The organism is Bacillus sp. MAG717A (genome assembly GCF_036884855.1).
Taxonomy (GTDB): Bacteria; Bacillota; Bacilli; order Bacillales; family Bacillaceae; genus Bacillus; species Bacillus safensis.
Genome location: NZ_CP145733.1, coordinates 1,746,681 through 1,762,444, shown reverse-complemented (window position 1 = coordinate 1,762,444; position 15,764 = coordinate 1,746,681). Strand labels below are relative to the sequence as shown.

General features: G+C 42.4%; 17 protein-coding genes. 8 read left to right on the top strand and 9 right to left on the bottom strand.

What is annotated here, in order from left to right; genetic code table 11:
* The 7 genes from V6Z54_RS08990 to pta form a co-directional block, all read right to left on the bottom strand.
* Nucleotides 1-390, bottom strand: a complete 390-nt coding sequence (locus tag V6Z54_RS08990; protein ID WP_073978976.1) for a DUF5082 family protein — start codon at nucleotides 388-390, stop codon at nucleotides 1-3.
* 175 nt (nucleotides 391-565) lie between these two features.
* The gene (locus V6Z54_RS08985; protein ID WP_338527947.1) at nucleotides 566-832 is read right to left on the bottom strand and encodes a hypothetical protein; all 267 of its coding nucleotides are present in this window, start codon (nucleotides 830-832) and stop codon (nucleotides 566-568) included.
* Nucleotides 833-845: 13 nt separating this feature from the next.
* Nucleotides 846-2,180 (bottom strand): TRAP transporter large permease subunit, encoded by a 1,335-nt coding sequence (locus V6Z54_RS08980; protein WP_338527946.1) that lies wholly within the window; start codon nucleotides 2,178-2,180, stop codon nucleotides 846-848.
* A 45-nt stretch (nucleotides 2,181-2,225) separates the two neighbouring features.
* Complete coding sequence (locus V6Z54_RS08975) at nucleotides 2,226-3,101, bottom strand: prephenate dehydrogenase/arogenate dehydrogenase family protein (RefSeq protein ID WP_338527945.1); 876 nt, start codon at nucleotides 3,099-3,101, stop codon at nucleotides 2,226-2,228.
* 13 nt (nucleotides 3,102-3,114) lie between these two features.
* Entirely contained in the window at nucleotides 3,115-3,786 is a 672-nt protein-coding gene (locus V6Z54_RS08970) for an RraA family protein (RefSeq protein ID WP_338527944.1), read from the bottom strand.
* 150 nt (nucleotides 3,787-3,936) lie between these two features.
* A complete protein-coding gene (locus V6Z54_RS08965) occupies nucleotides 3,937-4,788 on the bottom strand; it encodes a MurR/RpiR family transcriptional regulator (protein WP_338527943.1) in 852 nt (283 codons plus the stop codon).
* Between the two features lie 129 nt (nucleotides 4,789-4,917).
* On the bottom strand, nucleotides 4,918-5,889 hold the full coding sequence (gene pta / locus V6Z54_RS08960) for a phosphate acetyltransferase (RefSeq protein WP_024423792.1): 972 nt from the start codon (nucleotides 5,887-5,889) through the stop codon (nucleotides 4,918-4,920).
* A gap of 240 nt (nucleotides 5,890-6,129) precedes the next feature.
* Here pta and hemQ point away from each other — a divergent pair, with 240 nt between their 5' ends.
* A complete protein-coding gene (gene hemQ / locus V6Z54_RS08955; protein ID WP_024423793.1) occupies nucleotides 6,130-6,900 on the top strand; it encodes a hydrogen peroxide-dependent heme synthase in 771 nt (256 codons plus the stop codon).
* Nucleotides 6,901-6,967: 67 nt separating this feature from the next.
* Nucleotides 6,968-8,128 carry an MFS transporter gene (locus tag V6Z54_RS08950; protein WP_338527942.1) on the top strand — a complete coding sequence of 387 codons (1,161 nt, stop codon included), beginning with the start codon at nucleotides 6,968-6,970 and terminating at the stop codon, nucleotides 8,126-8,128.
* Between the two features lie 14 nt (nucleotides 8,129-8,142).
* Here the strand turns inward: V6Z54_RS08950 and V6Z54_RS08945 are convergent, their stop codons facing one another.
* Nucleotides 8,143-8,622: an Lrp/AsnC family transcriptional regulator gene (locus V6Z54_RS08945; protein ID WP_041087746.1), complete on the bottom strand. Its 480-nt coding sequence runs from the start codon at nucleotides 8,620-8,622 to the stop codon at nucleotides 8,143-8,145.
* A 145-nt stretch (nucleotides 8,623-8,767) separates the two neighbouring features.
* Here V6Z54_RS08945 and V6Z54_RS08940 point away from each other — a divergent pair, with 145 nt between their 5' ends.
* The 6 genes from V6Z54_RS08940 (at nucleotide 8,768) to V6Z54_RS08915 (ending at nucleotide 14,868) form a co-directional block, all read left to right on the top strand.
* Nucleotides 8,768-10,000, top strand: coding sequence for an MFS transporter (locus V6Z54_RS08940; protein ID WP_073978838.1), 1,233 nt, complete (start codon nucleotides 8,768-8,770; stop codon nucleotides 9,998-10,000).
* A gap of 149 nt (nucleotides 10,001-10,149) precedes the next feature.
* A complete protein-coding gene (locus V6Z54_RS08935; protein WP_024423797.1) occupies nucleotides 10,150-10,752 on the top strand; it encodes a bacilysin biosynthesis protein BacA in 603 nt (200 codons plus the stop codon).
* A 2-nt stretch (nucleotides 10,753-10,754) separates the two neighbouring features.
* Entirely contained in the window at nucleotides 10,755-11,462 is a 708-nt protein-coding gene (locus tag V6Z54_RS08930; protein ID WP_041087742.1) for a cupin domain-containing protein, read from the top strand.
* A complete protein-coding gene (locus V6Z54_RS08925) occupies nucleotides 11,459-12,220 on the top strand; it encodes a glucose 1-dehydrogenase (RefSeq protein ID WP_041087740.1) in 762 nt (253 codons plus the stop codon). Before V6Z54_RS08930 ends, V6Z54_RS08925 begins: the two co-directional genes overlap by 4 nt.
* A gap of 15 nt (nucleotides 12,221-12,235) precedes the next feature.
* Entirely contained in the window at nucleotides 12,236-13,657 is a 1,422-nt protein-coding gene (locus V6Z54_RS08920; RefSeq protein ID WP_073978837.1) for an ATP-grasp domain-containing protein, read from the top strand.
* Nucleotides 13,658-13,674: 17 nt separating this feature from the next.
* Nucleotides 13,675-14,868 (top strand): pyridoxal phosphate-dependent aminotransferase, encoded by a 1,194-nt coding sequence (locus tag V6Z54_RS08915; RefSeq protein ID WP_338527969.1) that lies wholly within the window; start codon nucleotides 13,675-13,677, stop codon nucleotides 14,866-14,868.
* A gap of 12 nt (nucleotides 14,869-14,880) precedes the next feature.
* Here V6Z54_RS08915 and V6Z54_RS08910 read toward each other — a convergent pair whose 3' ends face one another.
* Complete coding sequence (locus tag V6Z54_RS08910; protein WP_269199593.1) at nucleotides 14,881-15,672, bottom strand: SDR family oxidoreductase; 792 nt, start codon at nucleotides 15,670-15,672, stop codon at nucleotides 14,881-14,883.
* Between the last annotated feature and the right edge of the window lie 92 nt (nucleotides 15,673-15,764).

Here is a 15,764-nt window from a genome sequence, read left to right as displayed (position 1 = left end):
CTACCCTCTTTTTTCTTCCTGCTTTTCTTTCTCTATTTTTCTTTCAACCGAATGAATTTCATGTTCTAACGATTGAATCTCCGATGTGACATCACTAATTTTCTCATCAATTCGATTTAATAGATTGGTTAGCTGTACACCTTTTATTTCCTGACTGGCGGAAGCCATTTCGTCTCGAATGTCATCAAACGTGTCTGCCAAATGGCCAAACCATGTATGTGATGTCAGATCTGGATGAGTGATTTTCTTGCTGGCATCTGACAGGGTTGATTTTGCCTCTTTGATTTCTTTGCGGCACATGTTGAGTTCGATGATTTGTTCTTTTTTTATAGATATATCTGCCTTTAATGAATACAATGCTGTTTTATAACCGATGATTGCTCCAGATATCGTCAAACACCTCTATCCCTTAAATAGTCCTCCGTTATGTTACCATTTACTAGCACAAGAGGCATATGATTGAAAGTGAATTTACCAAAAAATGAATCGTATGTATTGGGTTTTAATACCTATTTCTTGCGCACAAAAAAGCTGAATTCATTTTCTGAATCCAGCTGTATATTGCTTATTTGAGCGAATCACTCGCTGTTGCTGATGGATGATCGCTAAATGAGGTGTCTTTCTTTTCAGGAATATAATTGAGAGAGAAACCAACAAGACTAAAAAAGGCACTTAACACCAGTGTTGGGTTTTTGAATAGATTCGTACTCGCAATAATCATATCTCCCTTTTGCAAGAGAATCCCTAGTATTTGACCGAATACCAACAGGGCTCCTGACGTTAAGAACAGGACAAGCAGCACTTTAAATAATAATTCCATTAATGCTCTCATGTGTTTCTCCTTTCTATACTGGAAGTATTCCCATTCCGATGAGCCAGCCAATTCCCACGATCGGCAGCATATAGTAGAGAATCAGTGGTATAAAGGTTTTCTCAGGTTTGGCTCCTGCAAGACCAGAAGCAATGAAAATCGATCCTGATGCCGGCGGGGAAGCGCCTTCTGTCGATGAAAAAGCAAGAATGGCGACAACTGCTACAACTGGATCCACTCCGACTGAGACTAAAGCTGAAAACGAGACAAGTCCAACAGCTGTTAATGTGGCTGTAGAAGATAATGGTCCAGCCACCAGCGTGACAAGAATTCCCACAATGAGTACCATGAGCCATTTCGGAATGGTAAGTACTGATGTGATTTGCGTCAAATCTTCTGCCAATCCTAATTCAGCAAGCACCTGACTTGCCGCAACAGCAAACAGCATCAAGGCACCGATCGTTGTAAATTTAGGAATGGCCGACTTGAAAAACTGAGACCAATCAAGTGCAGACGCCTTTTTTCTCCCGATCGTTAAACTAATCAACATCATGAGAATCGGAATCCACGTAATTAAAGAAATTTGATCCATTGCCTCTGGTCCAATGTGTGGATTACTTTTTAAGTAGTTTGCCAGTGGACCAATTGTGATAATGATAGGAATCAAGGCACCGAAAAAAATAAAGATCGACTTCCACCCTTGTTTCACAGCTTCCCTAAAAGGAAGAATATCATCTGGCGGCATGGCCTGAATTTTATTCTTTTTCACCAGAATATACACCAAAATAAATCGGTATACGACTTGATACAGTCCTCCTATGAGAAGCGCAATATATAAATCTCCCTCAGATACAAGGGCTGCAATTGGTGCAAACCCCAGCATGATAAACATGGAAGAGTTTGGAGGCAGTGCCGCTCCAAGTCCGCCATTCCCTGCTAAAATGGTCGCTGTATGGGTTCGGCTCCAGCCTGATTTAATCATCCAAGATGCCGTGATAGAGCCAGTGGCAGCTGTGTTTGCAGAATTTGAACCTGAAAGAGCACCTAAGACTGCTGAGCCTAACGTACTCATATAAGCCGCTCCACCAGGAAGTTTACCTACAACCGAATTTAAGATTCGCAAGAGTGCATGAATTAATTCCAGCTTTTCAATTAAATAAGCCATGAATACAAATGCGACAGCTGCATAGAGCACCTCATATGTGGATGCAAATTTTAATCCATCCCAGAAAAGTCTTAATGCATCCAATCCGCCAAATAATGTGGTTGCAATAAAGCCTAATAGCATGGCTTCTCCCATATTCCGTTTCACGACGACATTCCATATAATGATGACAGCTATGAATACAATCAACGCAATAAAACCCATATCGTTTTTCGCCTCCCCTTGGTTAAATAAAACGCTTACAATTTATTACCCCTGCTGCATCACGTCAATAACTTCTTCCCAGCTGGCCGGCTTTTTCCCATTAAACCGTTCAACGAATTGAAAGTCTGCTAATCTCTCTAGCTTCTGTTGCGCTGCCCGAGACATGCTGGCATCAACCTCTGCTTCATCTAACATTTCAATAGAGCCAAGAAGCTCGATCGCTCGTCGTTTTGCATGTAATGCACTCCCTGTCACAAGACGGTTCATGGTCTCTTCAAAACTTTTGCTATCCATTGTATCGCTTAATGAAGAAATCACTTGTTGTTCCACATTATATTTTTTGGAAATTTCCAAAAATTCAATCATGAGACCAACGATTCCCTTCATATAAACACTTCTGATCAGCTTTAAGGCAGAAGCATCTCCTGGCTGGTCACTGATTTTTGTGATATTCATGCCATAAGCATTCAATACTTTCATGAATTGGTCAGTTCCACTGCCGCTTGCCGTGATCGGAACCTTGTGTTTGTTGACTGGAAGAGGCCCTAGCATGGCAGCATCTACGAATAGAGCTTTTTGCTTTTCAATTTCGTTTGCCACTTGTTTTTTGATGTCTGGTGTTGATGCCGATACATCTACATATACTTGATTCTCTTTCAAACTTCCCGATACAGATTGGGCAACTTCTAAAGTTTTATTCGCTGGCACAGCAGCAATGACAATATCAGATTTCTCAATGACTTCACTAATACTGCTGGTTAATTGAACTCCTGTCTGCGATGCTTTTTCTTTCAACGCTCCAGCTAATTTCTCATTTTGTAATAGTACATCATACGCGTAAAATTGATCTAATCCTTCTGTTTTCAATCCCGTTGATAGCTCATATGCTGCTTCTCCATAACCGATAAAGCCTATCTTCATCACCGATTCTCCCCTATTCCTGAAATTTTTTCAATTTGCCTGCCAACCATGCAGGTGCTAAGAGACTGATGTCTTGCTTTCCTTCGTCCATATATTGTTGAATCGTTTTTAATCTCTGATTTTCATACGCTTGTTTCTGTTCTGCTAGTGTCAGCATGTGTTCCGCCTTCTCCTGTGGAACGATGACGACTCCATCATCGTCAGCAATGACTAAATCACCTGGTGCTACTTTGACACCGCCGCACGAGATGGTTTGATTCAATTCCCCAGGACCATCTTTAAAAGGTCCGTTTGGCATAAACCCCTTACTGTATATTGGAAAAGCCAGCTCCTCTAAAGCAAGTTTGTCGCGAACAAGCCCGTCAATCACGATTCCTTCTATTCCTACAGCCTTTGCTACACCTGCCATCAATTCCCCTAAATATGCATGACCTTTATGGTCTTTTCCATCAACAATCAGTACATCTCCTTCTTTAGCAGAGTAGATCGCATGATGAAGAAATAAATTATCCCCTGGCCGTAAGCTAACGGTAAAAGCAGTCCCTACTATATTCATGCCTCTTGCAACAGGTTTAATTTGATGATCCATCGCTCCGGTGCATCCCATCACGTCTGACAGCAAGGTTGAGTTAAGCTTTCTTGCCCGATCTATTAGATCATTTGACACGAATTGAACAGTACTCATTGTTTCCATCATCCCCTTTGAGTTATATTCATTACATTTAATTTTATTAAAGTAATATATATTACTTTCGTGACACGATCATACCATCTCGATTTCATTTAGTAAAGCGCTTTCAAAAAAATTAAATGAAAAAAATGAGTCACCACACGACTAATGTGTTGTGTGATAACTCATTTTCGTTAACATATGATTAATTTGATCTAAACGTGGTTTTGTCCTTTCAGGGTCATTAATGGCTAAGGCACTTAAAATATAATCTACGATAAAGATAGCAGATACGACAGAGTTATGAGAGCCCACACTTGCTGAGGAACATGGTAATACATATTGTGCATACTTAGTTAGTGGAGAGCTGTAGCTGTCTGTAATTAAAAGCACTTCCACTCCATATGACTTCGCTGCCTCCAGCAAGTCCTTTATACGCTTTGCATAGCGAGGATAGCTGACCGCTATAATGAAATCATCAGCTTGAAAATGAACGAGATCATCCACCCAGTCGCTTTTGTCCGCATCAATATATTGACAGTTCCCCAATAGCCGATTGATTCCAAATGACAGATACTCGCCAACAGGTCTTCCACTTCGTACACTTGTACACAGAACCTGGCGGGAGCTGGCTATTTTTTCAACAATATGCTGAAAGGTTTCTTCCGTGATATTGTCTAAAGCATACTGGATATTTTGAAATTGCAGCTCTACATGGTTATGCAGAAGCTTACTTTTGTTTGAATGCTTGAGGTTCGCTTCAAGTCTCGTTTGAGGGGCAGCTTTATGCTTCATGTTTGATTGAAGCTCTTTTTGAAGCTCAGAGAAACCGGAATACCCTACAGCAGCAGAGAATCTCATGATGGTAGCTGTACTCGTCCCAACTTTTGAAGCCAATTTATCTACAGTTAAAAACGCGACCTCCATCGGATTGTGCACGATATAATCTGCAATTCTCCTTTGTGCCTCTGTTAATCCCGCGACCTTATGCTGAAGCTTATGTATGAAATCGTCCATTATAGCACCTGCCTATTCTATCGGCTTTATTTACGATCAAATTTTTCTTTTCCCCCTATATTGTACACATTTGTCATCAAAAAAACAGCCAGCACGAATCTATCGTACTGGCTGTCTTTGTCGAGATCATTATAGTGCTTGAGCTGCTGTGATAAGCGCAAGGTTGTAAACGTCTTCGGCATTACAGCCTCTTGAAAGATCGTTTACTGGCTGGTTTAAGCCTTGCAGGATTGGACCTACAGCTTCAAAATTACCTAAACGCTGTGCAATTTTGTAGCCAATGTTTCCAGCTTCGAGGCTAGGGAAAACAAATACGCTGGCATCGCCTTTGATGACGGAATCTGGCGCTTTTTTCGCTGCTACTGAAGGAACGAAAGCTGCATCAAATTGGAATTCTCCATCAAGTACAAGCTCAGGTGCCTTTTCTTTTGCAATGCGAACTGCTTCAGATACTTTTTCTGTTTCGTCTGATTTTGCTGAGCCTTTTGTAGAGAAGCTAAGCATTGCCACACGTGGTTCGATATCAAACATTTTTGCTGTGTTTGCACTTTCAATCGCAATTTCAGCTAGATCTTGGCTGTCTGGAGCAATGTTGATTGCACAATCAGCAAACACGTACTGCTCTTCGCCGCGAGCCATGATGAAGACGCCAGATGTTTTCTTTACGCCTTCTTTTGTTTTAATGATTTGAAGTGCTGGACGCACTGTGTCAGCGGTTGAGTGTGCCGCACCGCTCACAAGTCCGTCTGCAAGACCTTTATACACAAGCATTGTACCGAAGTAGTTTTCATCTAGTAATGCTTTTCTTGCTTGCTCTTCAGTTGCTTTGCCTTTACGTCTTTCTACGAAAGCTTGTACAAGCTCTTCAAAACCTTCATATGTATGAGGATCATACACGTCAACACCATCAAGTGTAAGACCTAATTCTTTTGCTTTTGCTTCAACTTCTTGTTTTTTACCTACCACAATTGGCTGCAATACTTTGCCATCTGCTAGTTTTTGAACGGCTGTTAGAATGCGTTCGTCCATTCCCTCAGGAAAAACGATCTTTACTCCTTTACCTGCAACCTTTTCCTGAACTGTTGAAAAAATATCTGCCACTACAATACCCTCCTTGATTTTACAAAAAAAGCGTTCTCTTTTAAGCATACTCTTCTTCTACCTAAATTCAAACTACCAACTTATATTATAGCGCTTACAAATTAAATTCTTATTTTTCAAACTAATTTAATCAATTTTGATAAAAGCTGTTTTCTTCGTTCAAGTTTTGATCACATCTCCATTTGGACAAACTATGTTATAGTTGGAACAGATGGAAAACTGTTAATAGGAGTGAAAGAAATGAGCGAACAACATACAACAAATGAAGCAGCTCAAACACTAGATGGCTGGTATGCGCTGCATGATTTTAGAACGATCGACTGGACAGCTTGGAAGCTGCTGACAAGTGATGAGCGCCAAGCCATTATTCATGAGTTCACAGGTCTATTGGAAAAATGGAAAACAGCTGAGCAAGATAAAGCTGGAAGCCAAACAATCTATAGTATTGTCGGCCAAAAAGCAGATATTATGCTCATGATTTTACGTCCGACAATGGAAGAACTAGGTGAAATTGAACTTGAATTCAACAAAACACGACTAGCAGAATTTACGATTCCGGCTTATTCGTATGTTTCAGTTGTTGAGCTCAGCAACTACTTAGCAGGAGGCGGCGATGGCGGCGATCCTTACGAGAACCCGCATGTACGTGCGCGCCTATATCCAGAGCTTCCTTCTTCTCAATATGTGTGCTTCTATCCAATGGATAAAAGACGTTCTGGCAATGACAACTGGTACATGCTTTCCATGGATGAGCGTAAATCTCTTATGAGAAGCCATGGCTTAATTGGCCGAAGCTATGCTGGAAAAGTAAAACAGATCATTACAGGTTCTGTTGGTTTTGATGATTATGAGTGGGGCGTTACCCTTTTCTCTGATGATGTGCTTCAATTTAAAAAATTGGTTTATGAAATGCGCTTTGATGAAGTCAGTGCACGCTACGGCGAATTCGGTTCCTTCTTTGTTGGAAACCGTTTAGCAAACGAGCAGCTGGCGTCTTATTTCCATGTATGATAAACTCTTAAGGCTTCGGATCTTTCCGAAGCTTTTTTATGTATTTGTTTAGAAAGGTGATCACATCATGAAACGCTTCCCCATTGCTATTTTTGCATTAACACTCGGTGCGTTTTCCATTGGCATGACTGAATTTGTCATCATGGGACTTTTGCCAAATGTCGCAAACGATCTTCATGTATCAATTTCTGCTTCAGGACAGCTGATTACTGGATACGCACTTGGTGTCGCAGTTGGCGGACCTATATTAACGTTATCGACTGGGAAAATGTCGAGAAAACGTCTCCTCATTCTGTTAATGATTCTTTTCGTGGCGGGAAATGCTGCTGCCGCTGCCTCGACCTCTTATGGTCTATTAATGGCAGCCCGTATCTTAACGTCATTTGCTCATGGAACGTTCTTTGGCGTCGGAGCTATTATGGCTGCACGGCTTGTGCCTAAAGAGAAAAGCGCAAGTGCGATCAGCTTCATGTTTACAGGACTGACAGTAGCCAATGTACTCGGTGTGCCATTCGGTACCTTTATCGGAAATCAATTCGGCTGGCGTATGTCTTTTTTAGTCATTGCCGTCATTGGTCTCATTTCCTTAATGGGTATCATCAGCTTAGTTCCGAATCAGTCGAATGAAGAAGTACTCGATATTCGAAATGAAGTATCCGTCTTGAAAAAACCACAGGTACTCGTTTCCTTTGCGATGACCATCTTTGGTTTTGCTGGTGTATTTACAGCATTTACGTATATCAGCCCAATCCTGCTGCAAGTCACTGGCTTTCAGGAAAATGGGGTAACGCTCATCCTTGTCCTATTTGGACTTGGGGTCACCATCGGGAATTTAGTTGGCGGAAAGCTTGCTGACTGGAAGCTGATGCCGAGTATTATGGTGACACTGATCCTACTCATTGCTGTCCTGTTATTGTTTACAGTCACTTCCGAATTCAAAGTGCCTGCCGTGCTGACCATATTTGTTTGGGGAATCATTTCATTTATTCTTGTTCCTACCTTGCAATACCGCACGATGAACATGGCACATGAAGCACCGACACTCGCATCGACGCTCAGCCATTCTGCCTTTAATATTGGGAATGCCGGCGGTGCAGCGCTTGGCGGTCTTGCTATCGACATCACACATTTACAGCTTGTTCCGTTATTTGCTGCAGCTGTGACATTTATTGGCCTTATCATTACGTTTATGAGCTATCAGTCAGATAAACGAATAAAAAGGACCTGACATAGGTCCTTTTTTTATTTCACCACGGTCATTTCTGGCTCTTCTATTTGTTTCAAGCGTTCTTGAATGGGATGAGAAAAAGAGTGCTCTGACAAGACAATATGGGAGACGGTTTTTGTGAATCCAGACACTTCTTGAATAAAGGCTTCAATTTCTTCAAGAGAAGAAACTGACAGCTTAATGAAAAAGCAAGACTGTCCTGCCACTCGATAAGCAAAAAAAGCGCGTGGGTGCTCGTTCATAAAAGCCACAAAACGCTGATACTCCCCATTTAACACCGTAACTTCCAGCAGGCAGTCAATCAGAAGACCTAATTTTTTATAATTGACCTGAACAGAATACCCTTCGATAATCCCTGCGTCCTCTAATTTACGCACTCTTTCTGCTACAGCAGGTGCTGATAAATTCACTCGTTTAGACAATTCCCTCATGGATAAGCGGGCATCTTCTCTCAATTCATTTAAAATATGCACATCTACATCGGTGATTTTCATTCGTACCTCTCCTATCCAAAAATCGTTCCATTTGAAAAGTATTTGATGATAATACTTATGATGCGAAATGTAAAATAAAACTAAATAATGGTAGAATTTATTTTAACGGAATTGAATGAAAAAGCAAGTATGGAGGGATCACTTGATGAAAGAATCTTTAGACAGCCAGGTTTCTAAAACATTTCCCATCACACTTGCCATCGCACTCACACTTGGCGTTTTTGCGGCGGGATCGGAGGAACTGGTGATTTCACCACTGCTGCCCGATTTATCAAACTCCTTTCAGCACTCTCTTGATGTTCTCGCTCTTTCCATCAGCATTTATGGGTTAGCTGTGCTGGTTGGAGCTCCGCTTCTTGTTCCTTTAGGGGACCGGTATTCAAGAGAGTTGTGTTTGATTATTGGGCTGTCTTTCTTTTTGATTGGCACTGTGATGTGTGCTGCTGCCCCAAATTTGGCCGTGTTTTTTGCCGGCCGTGCTATTTCTGGGCTGGCGACTGGTGTATTTGTGCCAACAGCCTATGCTCTTGTGGGCGACCGGGTTCCATATGAATATCGCGGCAAAGTGATGGGACTCATTGTATCGAGCTGGTCTCTTTCTCTTGTCCTTGGTGTGCCCATTGGCGCTTTTATCGGTCAAAGTTTGAACTGGCGCTGGACATTTTGGATTTTCGCCATGATGAGTCTCGTTGTCCTGCTGCTCGTCATCCTTGAATCTCGAAAACAAGTCGCCACAGCTCATCCGAAGGCACCTCAAGCTAGGGAGAAATCAGGTTCTTTATGGGGGGCTTTGAAAATCGATCGTGTCCCTGCCTATTTGACCGTGACATTTTGTAACATGCTTGGATTTTATGGCATGTACTCATTTTTAGGAGCTTACCTGCAAAGTCTGTTTTCCGGAGGGCAATCAACAGCTGGACTTCTGATCATGGCTTATGGCGTTGGTTTTTCCATGAGTATATTTACCGGGAAATTAGCAGATTGGTTTGGCAAAACACGGTCTCTTTTCTTTGTGCTGGGCGGCATTACACTCGTTCTTGCCTTACTTCCTTATGCACCCTTCTCATGGACATTGCTCATTTTCGCTTTATTTATTTGGGGTGCCATGCAAAGTTTATCCGTCACGCTTTTAAGCACCGTCCTGAGCGACTGCTCCCAAACCCACCGAGGCAAAGTGATGGCTTTTTACAGCCTTGCTTCCAATCTTGCCGTTATGCTTGGGTCTGCTCTGATGGGACCTGTTTATGTCCATTTCAGCTATCATACGGTAGGACTTGTATGTGCACTTATTACGCTTGTTGGTTTCCTCATCAGCTTCGTCAGCTATAAACGTGAAAAAACCTTACAGCAGAAACATAAAAATACATTTGAAACGTGAGCTCATTTCACTGCACATCTCGATATGTGCAGTTTTTTAGGTCAATTTTTAATATTATCATAAAATACATTTTTTATAAATTATGTTGACAATTGCCAATTTTATTTTTTATAATCTAGTAAAAATTTGAAAAAGATTGGATGGTAAACATGATCTTAAAGAATGATGTTTTTCATTTCAAAGAAGAGCCCATCGTTTCACCTAAGATGTTTACAGTCAATACATTAGGCCCTAAGGGGACAAGCAGTGAATATGCAGCAAAACATTTCATCTCTCATTCCACCACTACACTCGGCACTCATACGAAACTATCCCTTTACGACACATTCGAAACTTGCATTGAACATACTCTCTCTAACGCACTCCAATACACTCTCGTTCCACACGCATACGAAGGAATTAAACATTTCTACATGAGACCTGACCTGCAGCTTTTACAAATATTCAGATGTGACACGCCCATGTATGGTTTGGCTGTCAGACCAGATTTCCCCTTTCAAGAACAAATGCTTCACCATTTAAAAATTGTTTCTCATCCTGCACCTGTGAATTTGATTCAATATTTTATTCATCAAAATGCTGAATTTGAGCTAGTCAATTCTACAAGTACAGCCGCACAAAAAGTAAGAGACGGCGAATTTGATTTCGCTTTAACCAATGAGGTGGCTAGAGCTACATACGGCCTCACCTTCATTCGAACATTTAAAAGCATTCCTATGAGCTGGTCTATATTCGGAAAAGGAGAGATGTAATCATGACAACTGAACAAAAGGTGCAAGAATTATATTTTCCTCAAGCGAAAAAACGAGACTGGGATAATGGTGTCATCCAATATTCTACTGTCAGAGGCGATACGGAAGTGTTAATTTCATACGTCCCACCTCACACGATCATCGAACCTCACGAGCATCCAGAAGCACAAATCGGTATCGTATTAAAAGGCGAGCTTCAAATGACGGTCGGCCAATCGACCCAAGTGCTCACCCCATTAGAATCAGCCTATATCGCACCACCATTTGTCCCTCACGGCGCATCGAATCTGACAGATGAAGAAGTGATCGCCATTGATATTAAGAGATTAAAAGATGGGGAAGAATATTCGGCTCCTCCTACTTATTTCTTAGACATTTTCAAAACACGCGATTTACTGCCTGGCATGGAAGTGACCTTTTTTGTAGAGGACTGGATGGAGCTTATGATTGCTAACATTCCGGGAAATGGCGGGGAAATGCCTTTTCATAAGCACCGTAATGAACAAATCGGGATTTGCATTAGCGGTGGATACGATATGACGATTGAAGGTTTTACAGAAAAGATGGAATTTGGCACGACCTACTTCTGTGATCCAAAAGAAGATCACGGCGCCATTAATCCAAAGCCAGAAGCATCAAAGTCTATTAATCTCTTCTTCCCTCCACGCTATAACCGCTTAAAGCCAAAAGCGTCTAAGGTGAAGAAATGAACATTGCCGGAAAAGTCGTCCTGATTACAGGAGGTGCGTCTGGGATTGGGCTTGCCGCCGTCAAGCTTTTCCTTGAACACGGAGCAAAAGTTGCTGTGGCTGATATCAATGAAGATAGTGGTAAACAACTCGTTGAATCATTGCCTCATGAACATGCTGCGTTTTTCAAAACAGATATTACGAATGAGGCTGACTGTCAAAAAACAGTTCAGTCCGTGCTGAGCCAATTCGGGACAATTGATGTGCTGATTAACAATGCAGGCATCGAAATTGTCTCACCTATTCACGAGATGACACTAGAGGATTGGAACCACATTCTACAGGTCAACCTGACTGGTGTATTTCTCATGAGTAAGCATACATTGCCGCATATGCTTGAAAAGAAAAGCGGAAGTATTATTAATACCGGATCTGTCGGAGGTCTCGTTGGCTGGCCTGACATTCCTGCATACAACGCAACAAAGGGCGGTGTCATCCAGCTCACCAAATCGATGGCGATCGACTATGCCGCTCATCAAATCAGGGTGAATTGTATCGCCCCAGGCATTATTGATACGCCATTAAATGAAAAATCCTTTTTAGACAATCATTCAGAAAGTCTTGAGGTTGTCAAAAAGGAAAAAGCAAAGGTGAATCCCTTGCTTCGTCTCGGAACCCCCGAAGAAATTGCGGGCGTGATGCTGTTTCTCGCCTCTGATCTATCCAGCTATATGACTGGAAGTGTTGTCACAGCAGATGGCGGATACACCGCTAGATAAAAAGGAGTGCTTTCATTGAGTAAAAAAACCGTACTTGTCATTGCTGACTTAGGAGGATGCCCGCCCCATATGTTTTATGAAAGCGTAGCGGCATCTTATCATATCGTTTCTTATATTCCGAGACCCTTTGCCATTACAAAGGGTCACGCTGAGCTAATAGAAAAATACTCCATTGCCGTCATCAAAGATCGCGATTATTTTGAGACACACCCTTCTTTTGAACACCCTGATTCTATTTACTGGGCACATGATGATTATCTGAAATCAGAGGAAGAGGTGGTAAATGACCTAGTCCGTGTGGCTTCCTTTTTCAAAGCTGATGCCATCACCACCAATAATGAATTATTCATTGCACCAATGGCAAAAGCCGCCGAGCGGCTGGGACTGCGCGGCGCTGGGGTAAAAGCAGCTGAATTGGCGCGTGATAAAAGCCAAATGAGGGCTGCATTCAACGCTGCGGGTGTCAAAGCGGTGAAAACACAGCCCGTTACGACTTTAGCTGATTTCCAGCAAGCTATTGAACATATCGGGACACCGCTTATTTTAAAGCCTACATATTTAGCAAGCTCGATTGGCGTGACCCTTTTTCATGACAGAGCCGGCAGTGATGATCTCTTTTTAAACGTACAATCCTACTTGCAAACCATTCCCGTCCCAAACGCTGTGACATATGAAGCACCATTTGTCGCTGAAACGTACTTAGAGGGTGCTTATGAGGATTGGTATCAAGAGGGTGGCTATTCTGATTATGTCAGTGTAGAAGGGTTCGTCGTGGAGGGAGAATATATCCCTTTTGTCATACATGACAAGACCCCTCAAATCGGTTTTACAGAAACGGCTCATATTACTCCCTCGATCCTAGACAATGAAGCCCAGCAAATCATCATTGAGGCAGCTAAGAAGGCAAATGAAGGGCTGGGCCTTGAAAATTGTGCGACCCATACAGAGATCAAGCTCATGAAAAATCGAGAAACAGGACTGATCGAATCCGCAGCTAGATTTGCTGGCTGGAATATGATTCCGAATATCAAAAAAGTGTTTGGGGTGGACATGGCCAAGCTGCTGATCGATGTATTAGTCGATGGAAAAAAAGCGAAGCTGCCAAAAGAGCTGCTTTCTGGACATACGCATTATATTGCAGACTGCCATTTGTACCCTCAGCATTTCAAAGAAAGCGGACACATACCGGCAGAGGCCACACATATCACCATTGATCATGTCCATATTCCGCAGGATGCTTTAGTTGGAGATACTGTGATCGTCAGTGAATCCGTCCCATCCAAAGGCACTTTTGTGGATCTCTCTTTATTTGAAGCCTTTAACGGCATCGTTTCGCTTGAATTAAAAGGGTCATCCTCACAGGATGTTGCCGCATCCATCCGCAACTTACAGAAGCAAGCTGCCATTCAGTTAATGGATGAATTAGTGAAGGGATAGAAAGAGAGGGTAACGTGGTGAAGATCTTACCATCTAACGTGATTGAACGGCTGCCAGAACAGAAATTTGGAACCGTATTTGAGAAAATTGCGCAAAAAGCACAAAACGGAGCGAACATCATAAACCTTGGTCAGGGAAATCCCGATCTTCCGACTCCTGCACATATCGTAAGCGCCCTTCAAGAGGCAGCAGGCACTTTAGAGTTTCAGCAATATGCACCTTTTAGAGGCTTCGACTTTTTCAAGCAAGCCATTGCAGACTTCTACAAAAAGGAGTTCGGCACTGAGATAGACCCACAGAAAGAAGTGGCCCTATTCAATGGGGGGAAAACAGGCCTTTATGTCATGAGTCAGTGTCTGCTTGACCCAGGGGACATTGCCCTCGTCCCCGATCCAGGATACCCAGAATATCATTCTGGGATCTTGATGGCAGATGCAAAGCCATACTGTATCAAACTTGAAGAGGAAAACGGTTATTTGCCGAATTTCTCGTCAATTGATCCGGAGGTGCTCAAAAAGGCAAAGGTTCTTTTCTTAAATTATCCGAATAACCCAACAGGTGCTGTGGCAAATGATGCATTTTTTGAAGAGGCTGCTGATTTTGCATCGGCTCACGGACTGCATGTCATTCACGATTTTGCCTATGGTTCATTTCATTATGAGCAAAAACCAGTAAGCTTTCTGAATGCTCCTCTTGGAAAAAGTGTAGGAGTAGAATTATATTCTCTATCCAAAACATTTAATATGGCAGGGTGGAGAGTCGCTTTTGCTGTAGGTAATGAGGACATCATCCAAGCCATTAACGCCTTCCAAGATCATGTGTTTGTCAGTATGTATGGCGGATTTCAACAAGCCGCAACCGTCGCCTTGCAAAGTGATGACCATCACATTCTATCATTAAAAGAGGTCTACCTTGAGCGAATTCACTTCTTCATCCGTCAGGCAGAAAAGCAGCTAGGATGGTTCATCGAACGTCCAGCTGGCGCCTTTTATTTATGGGCTCCAATCCCTGATGATTTTGAACATTCTCATGCATTTGCAGACTATTTACTCGAACATACCGATGTCGTTGTCACGCCCGGGGGAGTGTTTGGAGCACATGGAAAACGTCATGTCCGCATCTCAATGGTTGCTCCAATTGAACAGCTTGCCCTGTTTATCGACCGGCTTCGCATCCTTCCCATTCGCTTTAATCAAAAAACCCGCATATAGCGGGTTTTTTGGTTATATACTTTTCATCGCTCCACCATCGACGGATATTTGTTGTCCTGTAAGATAGGAGGCTTCCTCTGATGCGATAAAAGCGGCCAATGAAGCCATTTCACTCGCTGAGCCCACTCGTTGCATTGGAATTCCTGACGCTACAGCCTGTACAGCTTCTTCCCGCGATAATGCCTGTTTACGCATCATGTTTCCGATAAATTGTTCATACCGATCTGTAGCAATAAATCCCGGGTTTAAACAATTCACTGTGATGCCTGATGATGCAAGCTGTGTGGCAGCATTTTTACTAGCATTGATAATCGCTGCATTCATCATACTGTTCGTAAACATTTGGTCACCAGGTTCCTTCCATAGGTTCCCGACAATTTGAATGATCCGGCCATATTCATGTCGTTTCATCATCGCTGCTGCACGCTTCATCGTATCAATGTACGCAATGGCTTTTTGAGAAAATGCTGCCATCATCTGCTCGCTGTCACATGAATCAAAGGTATCTGGCTTTCCCCCCGGAATGTTATTAATCAACACATCCAGTCTGCCAAACTCTTTTTCTATTTCCGTAAAAGCCTCAGCCCTCACCCCTTCATCTGACATGTCGCCACAGAAAAGAGCCACCGGCTCCTTTGTTTCTGCCATACGCCCAATGTGCTGCTGCGCTTCTTCTAGTGAGGATTGATTTCTAGAATTGATGATGATCTTTACATTGTCTTGAGCGGCAAGCTTTATAGCGATGGCCTTTCCAATCCCTGTACTTGCTCCTGTTACAAATGCAATTCTTTTAGACAAACTCATCCACATCCCTTTTCTTATCAGCTTAGTAAATATACATAAAATGACACATATAGAATGTATTTCAACAAAAAAAGACCTTTCTCCTGCGAAAG

Coding starts and splice junctions, on each gene's coding strand:
- V6Z54_RS08925 (WP_041087740.1), top strand. CDS start 11,459: ATGAACATTGCCGGAAAAGTCGTCCTGATTACAGGAGGTGCGTCTGGG.
- V6Z54_RS08965 (WP_338527943.1), bottom strand. CDS start 4,788: ATGGACGATTTCATACATAAGCTTCAGCATAAGGTCGCGGGATTAACA.
- V6Z54_RS08975 (WP_338527945.1), bottom strand. CDS start 3,101: ATGAAGATAGGCTTTATCGGTTATGGAGAAGCAGCATATGAGCTATCA.
- V6Z54_RS08970 (WP_338527944.1), bottom strand. CDS start 3,786: ATGAGTACTGTTCAATTCGTGTCAAATGATCTAATAGATCGGGCAAGA.
- V6Z54_RS08950 (WP_338527942.1), top strand. CDS start 6,968: ATGAAACGCTTCCCCATTGCTATTTTTGCATTAACACTCGGTGCGTTT.
- hemQ (WP_024423793.1), top strand. CDS start 6,130: ATGAGCGAACAACATACAACAAATGAAGCAGCTCAAACACTAGATGGC.
- V6Z54_RS08940 (WP_073978838.1), top strand. CDS start 8,768: ATGAAAGAATCTTTAGACAGCCAGGTTTCTAAAACATTTCCCATCACA.
- V6Z54_RS08980 (WP_338527946.1), bottom strand. CDS start 2,180: ATGGGTTTTATTGCGTTGATTGTATTCATAGCTGTCATCATTATATGG.
- V6Z54_RS08910 (WP_269199593.1), bottom strand. CDS start 15,672: ATGAGTTTGTCTAAAAGAATTGCATTTGTAACAGGAGCAAGTACAGGG.
- V6Z54_RS08945 (WP_041087746.1), bottom strand. CDS start 8,622: ATGAAAATCACCGATGTAGATGTGCATATTTTAAATGAATTGAGAGAA.
- V6Z54_RS08985 (WP_338527947.1), bottom strand. CDS start 832: ATGAGAGCATTAATGGAATTATTATTTAAAGTGCTGCTTGTCCTGTTC.
- V6Z54_RS08935 (WP_024423797.1), top strand. CDS start 10,150: ATGATCTTAAAGAATGATGTTTTTCATTTCAAAGAAGAGCCCATCGTT.
- V6Z54_RS08930 (WP_041087742.1), top strand. CDS start 10,755: ATGACAACTGAACAAAAGGTGCAAGAATTATATTTTCCTCAAGCGAAA.